Below are 11,571 nucleotides of genomic sequence, written 5' to 3'. Positions count from 1 at the left end.
TCGGCTCACCCCGATCGAGTTTGAGACAATAAACCGGCCCGCAGTCGCGGCCTGAAAGACCAAACCCACGAGTCAACCAAACTCGGGGCAGTCCCAGCTGCTGTTCGGTCCGCGTAGGACTCTGCAGCCCTACGACGTAGGCGTGCCGGGTCACTACCTGTGCTCCGCGGCCACACCGCCGGGCCCAGGGGCGCACGGGATGTGCGGCGTGAATGCCGCGCAGCGGGCGCTCCGGCATTGACGAGCCCGGCCATCGTTTGATCCTCGCCCTCGCCTGACGCTGCCGCGGCGACACCACCGGCTGGTCCGGGGTGACCAGCGGTTTCCCGCGGGATCACCCGGGCAATCGGTCACCATGGATGCGGAAAACACCAATGCAGCAGACACGTCGTCGAGCAGCGCACAGCGTTTCGGCCGAGTCACGGCGGATGATCTACGCCGGTTGCTGGCCACCGGCCAACCGGACGCGTACCTGGTCCTCGAGGAAGGGCAGATCAGAATCGAAGGTGCCTTCGGGTCCGAGCCGCAAGGAATGCTCATCCTGTCGCGGGCCGAACTGGCCGCCCGGATCGGAGAGGACCCGGACGCCGCCGCACTGACCGAGACCGCCGCCGAGCTGGACACCGAAGTTCGTCTCCGGGGTGCCTGAAACGCCGGCGGCCCGTGCGGCCGGCTATGGGATCTGCCGGAAATCGCTTTGCACGGTCACGTGCCGGATGGCCACGATATCGGTATGAGCATCGAACCGTGCTCGGCGCTCGCACCGGGCGTCGTGCCACCGGAACGGATCGAACTGGACGAGCTGCTGTTACGGCGATGGCAGCCGGAGGACCTGACGAGGCGAATGTCCGCAGTGCCGCGGTAGCCCGGCGGCTCGGCTACCGGCTCGACCAGATCGAGCCACGCGAAAAGCGTGCGCCCGCGGAGTCGGGTCGTGGGATGTACTGGGTCAAGGAGCGATGATCAGCCGCCGGTTCGCTCAGCCGGTGGCAACCGGGGCGGCGACAGGCCCGGCCGGTTCGTGGACATCCGGGCCGAGGTCGGGTGCGTAGAGTCCGGCGATTTCGGTGGCGTATTTCTCGGCGATCACCCGGCGCTTGAGTTTCATCGTGAGGGTGACTTCGTCGCCGCCCGCTTCCCAGAAGGTGGGCAAGACGCGGAACCGCTTGACTTGCTCTACCCGCGAGAGCTTCGCATTGCCCGCGGCGATGCCTGCGGCGATCTGCTCGATGACGCCGGCGTCGGCCGACAAGGCCGTTGCCGAGCAATCGGGCAGGTCGTGCCGCGCGGCGTACGGTCCGGCGGTTTCGGCATCGAGGACGACGAGCGCGGTGTTGTAGGGGCGGCCGTCGCCGATCACGGCGATCGCCCCGATCAGCGGTGTCGCCGCCTTGATCGCGTTCTCGATGTTGGTGGGGGACATGTTCTTCCCGGCGGAGTTGATGATCAACTCCTTCTTGCGGTCCACGATCCTGAGATATCCGGCGTCATCGATGGTGACGACGTCTCCGGTGCTCAGCCAGCCCTCGGAGTCGACGGTCTCGGCGGTCTTGCCGGGCTCACCGCGATAGCCCTTCATCACGAGCGGGCCGCGGACGTGGAGTTCACCGTCGTCGGCGATCCTGGCCCGCATGCCGGGCAACAGTTTGCCCACGGTGCCGAGTCTGGCGTCGCCGGGGTGGCTGACGCTGCAGATGCAGGTGAGTTCGGACATGCCCCAGATCTCGGCGATCGGGATCCCGAGCCCGGCGAAGAATCCGAGCGTTTCGGCGGGGATCGGCGCGGCGCCGGACATCGCCCAGCGGACGCGGTCGAGACCGAGTTTCGCGCGCAGCCCGGACAGGACGAGTCGATCGGCGCGTGCCCACTCGGCGGCGACGGATTCGGGGACCGGCTCCCCGGCCAATTGATGAGCGCTGCGCTGGGCGGCGACCGCCAACGCCCACCGCAACGCGGCCTGGCGCTGCTCGTCGGGCTCGTTGGCGACCGCGAATTCGATTGCCGCTTTGAGCTTTTCCCATACCCGGGGCACGGCGCCCCAGATCGTGGGATGCAGGTCGGCCAAGGCGGCGCTGATCCCCGTCGGAACGGCGACGCAGGTCACCTGGGTGCCGAAGACCTCCTGGAAGTACAGCGCGGTCAGCCGGTCGGCGATGTGCGCGGTGGGCATGTAGGACGTGATGGTGTCCCCGAACCGGATGCCAAGCACCTGATCGACGGCGTAGCACTCGAACATCAGGTTCGCGTGCGTGGTCTCCACCCCTTTGGGATCGCCGGTGGTGCCCGACGTGTAGATCAGCGTCGCGACGTCGTCGGGCTGGACCGCGCGCCACGCGGCGTCGAAGTCGAAGTCTCGCTCGCCCGCGGCGATGACGTCAGCGACCGACAAAGTGCCCTCCGGGGCGTCGTCGACGCAGACGATGTGGTCGAGTTCGACGCCGCTCGCGCGGACCTGTTCGACATATCCAGGCTCGCAGATCAGCACGCGCACACCGGCGTTGTCCAGAACGTACGCGATCTGCTCCGGCGACGCGGTGTTGTACACGGAGAAACTGGTGGCGCCGAGATGCTGCGCCCCGACCTCCAGCGGATAGAACTCGATGCGGTTGGACATCATCAGGGCCACCGTGTCGCCGCGCCGGACGCCCAGTCCCGACAGTCCGGCGGCGATCAGACGGACCCGCGTCGCGTACTCGCGCCAGGTGAGGGTGGCGGCGTCGCCGGGAGTGCGGAGCGCGATCGCGTCGGGATCGACGGCCGCGTTGTGCTGGAAGGCGGCGGGGAGCGTGTCGAAGCGTGGAGTGCTCACGAGAGGGATTCCTTCGGGTCGGACGGCGCATGCTGCGGCTGGACCGTGCTGAGTGGAGATGCGACGGGCGACCTGGAGCCGTCGTGACCGGCATACGGCGACGGCGTCGTGCGCGCTTCGACCCTGCGCAACAGGTCGTGGACGCGGCGGTCGTGAGCGAGTGCGCTGTCGAGCACGACATTGACCGCCCCGCGCAGCAGCGCGTAGGGCTCCCACCCTGCCGGTGCGATGGTGCGCGCGGCGCGACGCTCGATGCCGTCCGCGATGGTCCTGGCCGCTTGCGCCGCCGAGATGCGCGTGTTCAACGGCCACGGCAGCAGGTCGTCCAGCTCACGGCCGAGTTCGTCGTGATCGAGGGTGTCGTGGGTCATCCGGGTGTCGACGATGCCGAAATAGGCGATGCCCGCCGAAGCGCCGAAGGGCGCCAGTTCCACCCGCAACGCCCGACCCAGCTGTTCGACCGCGGCTTTGCTGATCATGTACGGGGCTCCCGCCATGCCGGGAGCGAACGCCGCGCACGACGACACCACGACCACATGACCTTCGGCGGCGACGACGTGGTCGAGCGCCGGGCGCACGGTGTTGAACACACCGGTGAGGTTGATGTCCATCACCCGGTCGAAGTCCTGCCCGTCGAGCGTGCGCACCGTCGCCGGGCGGGGCACCACGCCCGCATTGGCCACCACCACGTCCAAGCGGCCGAAATGGTCGGCGGCCCGGTCGATGACCGCCCGCATCGCCGAGCGGTCGGCGACGTCGGCGGCGATGGCGAGAGTTCGATCGCCCAATGCGGCGGCTGCCGCGTCGACCGCGTCCCGGTCGAGATCGACCAGCACGACCGAGGCCTGCTTGTGGTGCAGTAACGCCGCCAGTTCGCCGCCGATGCCGCGCCCCGCGCCGGTGATCAGCACGACCCGGCCCGCGACCGAATATCCGCGCCGCCCCCTGGCGATCCGGAGCATGTCGCCGATCACCGGGTCACCTCGTAGGCCGCGGTATCGAATCGGCTGGTGCGCTGCCGGTATTCGAAGCTCCAGTTCGGGTAGAGACCGGCATTGAGCCCGTCCGGCGTCTGGTAGTAGCTCTGGCATCCGCCCGTGAGCCATACCGTCGACGAACTGCGGCGAGCCATCTCCGCGACGAAATCGGCCTGCGCTGCCGGTCGCACCTCGATCCGGCGTGTTCCGCGGGAGCGCGCGTCGCGCAATGCGTCGACGATGTAGGCGATTTGGGATTCGATCATGTAGATCGCGGACTGGTTACCGGCCGCGCCGAACGGACCGAGCGTGCAGAAGAAATTGGGGAACCCGGACAGCGCGACACCGAGATAGCTTTGCGGTCGTTGCCGATACAGCTGCGCCAGCGTTCGCCCGTCGCGCCCGACGTAGCGCTCGTAGGCGGTCGGGATCGAGGTGAAACCGGTTCCGAAGATGAGGGTATCCACCGCATGCTCACTGCCGTCGCGCAGCAGAATCGAGTGCGGCCGGATCTCGGCGATCGGCTGGGTGACCACGTCGACGTTCGGCTGGTCGAGTGCCGGTAGGTAGGTGTCGGAGAAGATCGCTCGTTTGCAGCCTATGACGTAGTCGGGGGTGAGCTTCTTGCGCAGCTCTCGGTCGCGGACCTGCCGCAGCAATTGCAGTCGGCCCAGCGCTTCGTACGGGTGCCGGAAGCGCTGATCGACCAGCGAGATGAGCCCGAAGGTCTCGATGGCCGCGTAGAACCCGCCGCGAATGGCGCGCTGCGCCAGCGGGATACGGCGCAGCAGCCGTCGCTCGAGTTCGAGGGTGCTGCGATCCATGCGCGGGACGATCCAGGGGGCCGATCGCTGGAACAGCAGCAGCTGGGCCACCTTCGGCTGGATCTCCGGCACGAACTGCACCGCCGAGGCGCCGGTGCCGATCACCGCGACCCGCTCGCCGGTGAGATCGTGATCGTGGTTCCAGTGCAGCGAATGGAAGGACGTGCCCGCGAAGGAGTCGATGCCGGGCAGCCGGGGATACTTCGCCTCCGCGAAGAGCCCGGTGGCCGAGAGCAGGAAGTCCGCGGTCAGCGTGCCGCGCGAGGTCTCGATCCGCCAGAGCGAACCTTGCTCGTCCCACCGGGCGTCGAGCAGTTCGGCGCCGAACCGGATGTGGCGGACGACATCATGCTCGATGGCCACCGAGCGGATGTAGTCCAGGATTTCCGGCTGCCGTCCATAGGTGCGCGACCACTCCGGATTGGGTGCGAAGGAGTAGCTGTAGAGGTGGGACGGCACATCGCAGGCACAACCGGGATAGGTGTTGGCCCGCCAGGTGCCGCCGAGGTCGTCGGCGCGTTCGAGGACCACCAGATCGTCGAATCCGGCCTCGCGGAGTTTGATCGCCAGGCCGATGCCGCCCAGACCCGCGCCGACGATCGCGATGGGGGTGTGTTCGATCGGATCGGAGGTCACTGGCGCTTCCTTCCGTGTAGGACCGCGATGAGCAGGTCGACGACCATGTCCACGCGGTGGTCGCGCCGGAACGAGGTGAGCGGCAACGGGGACGGGAAACGCTGGCGCGTGGTGGCTTTGGCGTAGGTGAATTCCCTGAGCCCGTCCGGCCCGTGCACGCGGCCGAATCCGGAGGCGCCGACGCCGCCGAGCGGCAGCGCGGGAATGGTGGCGTGCGCGACGAACGCGTTGATGGAAATGCCGCCCGCCCGGATGCGGTCGGCGATGTCGCGCCCGTTGCGGCGGGCGAACACGGTGCCGCCCAGCCCGTAGGCGCAGCGGTTGACCAACTCGACGGCCTGGTCCATGTCCCTGACCTTGGTGACCGTCAGGGTGGGACCGAAGGTCTCCTCCGTCACCGCGGACGCGTCCTCGGGGACGTCGACGAGGATGGTCGGTTGGACGAACTGGCGATCGATGGCATCCGGGCCGCCGAGCACCGCCCGGGCGCCGCGCGCGACTGCGTCCTCGATGTGGCGGCGAATGATCGCTAGTTGCTTCGGCATCGTGATGGGGCCGATCTTCGAATCCGCCCTACCGGCGTCGATCTGTCCCGCCGCCGCCACCAGTTCGGCGAGGAAGTCGTCGTAGACGTCGGCGTGGACGTAGACGCGCTCCACGGCCAGACAGGTCTGCCCCGCGTTGGACAACCCGCCCCACACCGCCGCGTCGGCGGCGGCGGAGAGGTCGGCATCGGCGTCGACGATCAACGCGTCCTTGCCGCCGCACTCCATCAGCACCGGCGTGAGGTTCTCCGCGCACGCCGCGAGGACGAGTTTGCCGGTGGCCGTGGATCCGGTGAACCCGATTTTGCCGACGCCGCTGCGGCACAGAGCGTTTCCGGTGTCGCCGAGCCCGGTGATCACTTGCAGCACCGGCTCGGCGGGCATGGTGCGTGCGAACGCCTCCGCGAGCCACAGCCCGACGCCGGGGGTGTACTCGCTGGGTTTGAACACCACCGCGTTCCCGGCGGCCAGCGCGAAGGAGATGGAGCCGAGCGGAGTGAAGACCGGGTAGTTCCACGGTCCGATCACGCCGACCACGCCGAGGGGAAGGTATTCGACCGTGGCCGCGTGGTTGCGTGTCAGCATGCTCGACGGCACGGAGCGACGGCCGAGCACCTTCTCGGCGTTGCGGGCCGCCCATCGCAAGTGTTCGAGGGCCATCGCGATCTCGAGTTTGGCGTCGGAGACCGGCTTGCCCATTTCCCGGTGGATGATCTGGGCCAGTTCGTCACGGCCGGTGGCGATCTGGGCGCGCCAGGCGTCCAGATGCCGAGCGCGTCCGGCGAAGCCGAGATCGTGCCACCAGGTCGCGGCCTCGTGCGCGGCGGCGACGGCGGTGTCCACGGCATGGCGGTCGTGGACCGGGTAGGTTCCGACCACCTCGCCGGTGGCCGGATCGCGCACGTCGAAGGTCGACACGACCGACGGTGCGTGGTTGTCGGTGGAGACGCTCATCGGGTCGTCTCCCTCGATCGGCAACGCATAGACAACGCTGTCCCTTTCGTATGACGGTCTCAGAGGTCGACCACGAGGTGTTCGCCCGCGGCGCGGGAGACGCAGACCAGCATCTGGTTCTCGCGTTCGGCCGCGGTGAGCACGCGATCACGGTGGTCGACGGCGCCGGAGACGACCGCGACTTTGCAGGTGCCGCAGAATCCCTGCCGGCAGGAGTAAGGGGTGTCCGGCAGTGCGCGATGAATCGCGGTGAGCGCCGTTTCGTCGGCCGCGACCCGGACGGTGGTCGCAGTGCGCGCCAGAGTGAGGTCGAATTCCGCGCCGTCGACGACCGGGAGCGCGGAGAACCGTTCGGTGTGCAGCGAGGCCGTCGGGTTGAGTTCGAACAGGCACCGTTGCGCCGCCTCGAGCATCGGCGGCGGCCCGCACACGTACACCGCCGCGCCGGGTTCTGCGCGCGCCAGCAGTGCGGCGACATGCGGAGGGCCGAATTCGTCGTCCGGCCTGACGTCGGCGCCGGGCAGGTCGGCCAGGAACGGCATGGTCTCGCGTGAGCGGCCGACGTACACCAGGCGTCCACGCGCGCCCGCGGCCTCGACCATCGGCATGATCGGGGTGATGCCGATGCCACCGGCCAGGAACAGATACGACGGCGCTTCGACGAAGGTGAACGCGTTGCGCGGCCCGCGAATGCGCAGACGGTCGCCGACTCGCAGCGAATGATGGATCTCGCGCGATCCGCCGCCCCCGTCGGGAATGAGCCGCACCGCGATGCGATACCGGAACCGGTCGCTCGGGTCGCCGCACAGCGAGTACTGGCGCTGCCGTCCCGAGGGCAAGAAGACATCCACGTGCGCGCCCGGCCGCCACGTGGGCAGCGGACCGCCATCGGCCGCGCGCAGTGTCAGGCTCACCACGTCGGCGGCTTCGCGTTCGATCCCGGCGATCGTTACGTCCGTATCGAAGCCCGTGCGGCGCACCGTGTTCGGGCGGGACAGGAGTGCGGCGGTGCGTCCGGTGACGAACACCTTCCGATAGATGTCCATGACATCGCCGATCAGGCGCAGTCCCCCGGTCGCCGAGCGCTCGGCCAGGGTGGGTGATCCGTTCATCGGTGCGCCGCCCGCGCGGCAGGCGAGTGCGCCAGATAGCGCAGGGCCTTGTCCATCGGACCCAGCTGGGACGGATGGAAACCCGGCCGCAGGTACCGCGGCATCTCGGTGACGAAGATCGTCCACTTCGGGATGACGCCACGCCGGGTCGCGCTCCAGAACTGCAGGCCCCAGAACCGGCCCTTCTGCGGCGACGGATCCTTCCGGTAGAGATAGGCGGTGGAGACGATGAACAGCGGAAGCAAGGTCGCGCTGGCCAGGATCGCCGTGCGGGCTTTCCGTGCGTAGCTGCCGTCGATATGCATGAAAGCGTCGTAGACGACGCTGCGGTGCTCCACCTCTTCGGCGCCGTGCCACCGGACCAGGTCCAGCATCGCCGGATGCATGCCCTTCTCCTCGAGGATGTCGGCGTTGAGCAGCCATTCCCCGAGCACCGCTGTGTAGTGCTCCATGCCCGCGAACAGACCCAGCCGTTCCTTGAGCCACTCCTCCCGCGCCCGGCCGGTCAAGCCGTGGTCACCGAGGATGCGATCGACCAGCCAGGCGACTTTGCCGACGTAGGAATCGACGTCCAACCCGATCGATCGCAGGTGGGCGCGCGCGGCTTCGTGACTGTTCGCGTGCATGGTCTCCTGCCCGATGAACCCCGTGACCTCTTCCCGCAATCGTTCGTCGTCGATGTGCGGCAGGGCTTCGGCCAGTGCCTGCGCCATGGCTCGTTCCCCTTCGGGCAGCACCAGGTGCATCACATTGACGATGTGGGTGGCCAAGGCCTCGCCCGGCACGTAGTGCATGGGCACGGAGTCGAAATCGAAATGGACGTCGCGCGCATGGATGGCATGCGCTTCGTCGCGATACCGGCGCTGCGTCGCGCCTGCCTGCTCAGCCATGACCCGACCGTACATAACAACAAATCGCATTGCAATGTTGCAGCAACAACTCGGGCTGAATGTTGCACGATGGATCCGTTTTGCTAGCGTTGGCCCATGCCCACCGCTTCGAAGGCCACTGCGAGCAGCGAGAACGTCGCCGACACCCTCGTCACCCGGATCCTGGACGCGGCTCTGGTCCTCTTCGAGCAGGTCGGCGTCAAGAAGACGACGATCGAGGAAGTGGCGCGGAAGGCGGGCGTGGACCGGGTGACGGTCTATCGCCATGTCGGTGGTCGCGACGACTTGGTGCAAGCCGTGATCAGCCGAGAGGTGGCCGCGGTGCTCGCCGAGATCACCCAGATCGCCGACCGGCACGACGAGCTCGGCGATCTCGTCGCCGACATCTTCGTCACCGTGATCACCCGCTGGCGCACGAATCCGCTCGTCGACCGCATGCTGGCGCTGGAACCGGCGCGCGTTGTCCTGAAACTCACCGTCGATGGCGCGGGCCCGTTCGCGATGTCCGTCCACGCGACGGTCACCGCGCTCGAGCGCGCTGTCGAACGGGGAATCCTGCCGCCCGCAACGGATCTGACCACTCGTGCGGAAATCGTGTGCCGGATCGTCCACTCGCTGATCCTCGCGCCGCACGGACTCACCGAACTCCGGACCGACGGGCAACTCGACGATTTCGCGCGCACATACCTGGTACCGGTGGTGGCCGGACCGAACGTCGCGCCCCGCTGACACCGGACGCGCCGGGCCGGTCGCTCCGTGGAATGCCGCGCGCGGATGTCCAACGGGCGAACGCTCAGTTGTATCGCGGCAACCGCATTCGCCGGCTTGTAAGGCGTGTCTGTCGATTCGTCCGGTGTCCCCGCGAAAAACGCTGCGCCGCAATTCGTTCAGAAGACGCCTTCGTCCACTTGGCGATCCCGGATGTGCCGTTGACCAGCGCCACGTCGAATCCGTCGCGTTCGGCGAAACGGTCCTCGGCATCTCCCGCGCTCTCGTTGCGACGGGACGATCGGCCGTACCTGCGACAAGGCCCGGCAAATAGCGGAGAGTGTGCTACTTGACGGGCGATCGATCGCGAATGACCGCGTGGTGAATGGAGGACCGCGACAGTCAGCGGATCGTCGAACATCGTCCCGTTGATCATGTGATGCGCGGTGTTTCACTGTGGCCCCGTACTTCTGGCCTACGCCGTCCAGCGGTCAACCACTCGGAAGTGTTTCCATCCAGAAGCCTTCAGCCAACGAAGAGATGAGGTAGCTGCATGTTGACTGTGTGACGATGAAGGAGGAGGGTGGCGATCTCAATGACCTACAAGGTGGCTGTCGTCGGAGCGGGCTTCGGCGGCATCGGGATGGGAGTCGGGTTGCGGCGAGCCGGGATCACGGATTTCGTGATCTTCGAGCGGGACGGCGACGTCGGCGGGGTTTGGCGAGACAACACCTATCCGGGTTGCTCCTGTGATGTGCCGTCCCACTTGTATTCGTTCTCGTTCGCGCCCTACCGAAGTCGGCGCATCCGATATCCGCGCCAGGCGGAGATCCTGGAGTATCTGCGCCGGGTCGCCGCCGACCACGGTTTGGTTCCGCATCTGCGATTGGGCACCGCGATAAGGGAAGCCAGCTATCTGGAAACCGAGGGCGGGTGGGAACTGACCACCTCCGACGGGCGGCGTGTGGTCGCCGAGGTGGTGATCTTCGCCGTGGGCCAGCTGCACCGGCCGAGCATTCCCGATCTCGCGGGCCGGGCGGATTTCGCCGGACCGTCGTTCCATTCCGCGCGCTGGGACCACGACCAGGACCTGCACGGCAGGGACGTGGCGGTGATCGGCACCGGCTCCAGCGCGGCACAGATGTTGCCGACCCTGGCCACGAAAGCCCGGCGGGTCCGCGTCTTCCAGCGCACGCCGCACTGGGTACTGCCCAAACCACCCGCCGACTTCGGGCCGCTCGCTCGAACGGCGCTGCGGCTGCCCGGCGCTCACCATCTCTATCGCCGAGTCCTGTACTACGGCTCCGATGCCGTGCTCGCGCCGATCATGCGCCGAGGTTGGTCGGCGCGGCCCGCCGAATGGGCTGCCCGGCGGTACCTGCACAGCCGGATCGCGGACCCGCGGCTGCGGGCGAAACTCACCCCCGACTATCCGATCGGGGGCAAGCGCATCATCTTCGACAGTCACTATTATTCGGCCTTGGCCCGCGAGAACGTCGAGCTGATCACCGACCCGATCGCCCGGATCACCCGTGATGGACTGCGCACCGCCGATGGTGCACACCATGCCGCGGATGTGATCATCTACGCCACCGGTTTCCGTGCTCCGGAGTTCCTGGTCCCGATCACCGTGCGTGGATGCGGGGGCGTGCTGCTGCACGACCAGTGGCGTTCCGGAGCGACCGCGCTACTGGGCATGGCGGTCCCCGGCTATCCGAATGCCTTCCTGATCGCCGGGCCGAACAGTTTCAACCCCGCGGGCAGCAATCCGGGAATGAAGGAGTGTCAGGTGGACTACATCGTCCGTTGCCTGCACTGGCGTGATCGGATCGGCGCGTCCGCCATCGAGGTCAGGGAAACCGCGATGCGGGCACATCAGCGGTGGCTCGAGCAAGCGGTCATCAAGACGGTGTGGCCCGCGATGGGACAGAACTGCTGGTACAAACACGCCAGCGGGCGCGTCACCAACCCGTGGCCCGCCTCGGCGCGTGCCTTCGATCGCGCATTACGGCGACCGCCGTCCGAATCGTTCCGTGCGGTTCCCCCCGATCCGGCGAGCCCGACAGATCCGGCCGCATCGGAACCGGCCGCCGGAATCCACTCCGAGTGACAATGC

General features: G+C 67.7%; 10 protein-coding genes and 1 pseudogene. 5 read left to right on the top strand and 6 right to left on the bottom strand.

The window, feature by feature from the left end:
• Positions 1–94: 94 nt before the first annotated feature.
• From ACIA5H_RS33385 to ACIA5H_RS33375, 3 genes and pseudogenes are all read left to right on the top strand, one after another.
• Positions 95–241: pseudogene (locus tag ACIA5H_RS33385) on the top strand (FAD-dependent oxidoreductase); the annotation flags it as partial.
• A 114-nt stretch (positions 242–355) separates the two neighbouring features.
• Entirely contained in the window at positions 356–649 is a 294-nt protein-coding gene (locus ACIA5H_RS33380) for a hypothetical protein (protein WP_356965813.1), read from the top strand.
• Positions 650–733: 84 nt separating this feature from the next.
• A complete protein-coding gene (locus ACIA5H_RS33375; protein WP_379253732.1) occupies positions 734–865 on the top strand; it encodes a hypothetical protein in 132 nt (43 codons plus the stop codon).
• A 114-nt stretch (positions 866–979) separates the two neighbouring features.
• On the opposite strand, the gene fadD11 is transcribed toward ACIA5H_RS33375, so the two are convergent.
• From fadD11 to ACIA5H_RS33345, 6 genes are read right to left on the bottom strand one after another with little or no spacing between them, the layout of a single operon-like run.
• Positions 980–2,809 (bottom strand): fatty acid--CoA ligase FadD11, encoded by a 1,830-nt coding sequence (gene fadD11 / locus ACIA5H_RS33370; RefSeq protein ID WP_397079886.1) that lies wholly within the window; start codon positions 2,807–2,809, stop codon positions 980–982.
• Positions 2,806–3,771: a short-chain dehydrogenase/reductase gene (locus ACIA5H_RS33365; RefSeq protein ID WP_397079892.1), complete on the bottom strand. Its 966-nt coding sequence runs from the start codon at positions 3,769–3,771 to the stop codon at positions 2,806–2,808. Before ACIA5H_RS33365 ends, fadD11 begins: the two co-directional genes overlap by 4 nt.
• Before the next feature lie 8 nt (positions 3,772–3,779).
• Positions 3,780–5,246: a flavin-containing monooxygenase gene (locus ACIA5H_RS33360; RefSeq protein WP_397079884.1), complete on the bottom strand. Its 1,467-nt coding sequence runs from the start codon at positions 5,244–5,246 to the stop codon at positions 3,780–3,782.
• Positions 5,243–6,745, bottom strand: a complete 1,503-nt coding sequence (locus ACIA5H_RS33355) for an aldehyde dehydrogenase family protein (RefSeq protein ID WP_379253729.1) — start codon at positions 6,743–6,745, stop codon at positions 5,243–5,245. Before ACIA5H_RS33355 ends, ACIA5H_RS33360 begins: the two co-directional genes overlap by 4 nt.
• A gap of 59 nt (positions 6,746–6,804) precedes the next feature.
• Positions 6,805–7,857, bottom strand: a complete 1,053-nt coding sequence (locus tag ACIA5H_RS33350) for a PDR/VanB family oxidoreductase (RefSeq protein ID WP_379253728.1) — start codon at positions 7,855–7,857, stop codon at positions 6,805–6,807.
• Complete coding sequence (locus tag ACIA5H_RS33345) at positions 7,854–8,747, bottom strand: metal-dependent hydrolase (RefSeq protein ID WP_397079881.1); 894 nt, start codon at positions 8,745–8,747, stop codon at positions 7,854–7,856. Before ACIA5H_RS33345 ends, ACIA5H_RS33350 begins: the two co-directional genes overlap by 4 nt.
• Positions 8,748–8,843: 96 nt before the next feature.
• Here ACIA5H_RS33345 and ACIA5H_RS33340 point away from each other — a divergent pair, with 96 nt between their 5' ends.
• On the top strand, positions 8,844–9,476 hold the full coding sequence (locus ACIA5H_RS33340) for a TetR/AcrR family transcriptional regulator (RefSeq protein WP_397079878.1): 633 nt from the start codon (positions 8,844–8,846) through the stop codon (positions 9,474–9,476).
• Positions 9,477–10,038: 562 nt separating this feature from the next.
• Positions 10,039–11,565 (top strand): flavin-containing monooxygenase, encoded by a 1,527-nt coding sequence (locus ACIA5H_RS33335; RefSeq protein ID WP_397079876.1) that lies wholly within the window; start codon positions 10,039–10,041, stop codon positions 11,563–11,565.
• Positions 11,566–11,571: the final 6 nt, after the last annotated feature.

Origin of the sequence: Nocardia sp. NPDC051900 (genome assembly GCF_044452545.1) — a bacterium.
GTDB classification, from domain to species: domain Bacteria; phylum Actinomycetota; class Actinomycetes; order Mycobacteriales; family Mycobacteriaceae; genus Nocardia; species Nocardia sichangensis.
This window is presented reverse-complemented; position numbering and strand designations above follow the sequence as displayed.

Excerpts from the sequence above, each read along its gene's own strand:
- ACIA5H_RS33345 (WP_397079881.1), bottom strand. The coding sequence starts at position 8,747 with ATGGCTGAGCAGGCAGGCGCGACGCAGCGCCGGTATCGCGACGAAGCG.
- ACIA5H_RS33355 (WP_379253729.1), bottom strand. The coding sequence starts at position 6,745 with ATGAGCGTCTCCACCGACAACCACGCACCGTCGGTCGTGTCGACCTTC.
- ACIA5H_RS33375 (WP_379253732.1), top strand. The coding sequence starts at position 734 with ATGAGCATCGAACCGTGCTCGGCGCTCGCACCGGGCGTCGTGCCACCG.
- ACIA5H_RS33365 (WP_397079892.1), bottom strand. The coding sequence starts at position 3,771 with ATGCTCCGGATCGCCAGGGGGCGGCGCGGATATTCGGTCGCGGGCCGG.
- ACIA5H_RS33380 (WP_356965813.1), top strand. The coding sequence starts at position 356 with ATGGATGCGGAAAACACCAATGCAGCAGACACGTCGTCGAGCAGCGCA.
- ACIA5H_RS33340 (WP_397079878.1), top strand. The coding sequence starts at position 8,844 with ATGCCCACCGCTTCGAAGGCCACTGCGAGCAGCGAGAACGTCGCCGAC.
- ACIA5H_RS33350 (WP_379253728.1), bottom strand. The coding sequence starts at position 7,857 with ATGAACGGATCACCCACCCTGGCCGAGCGCTCGGCGACCGGGGGACTG.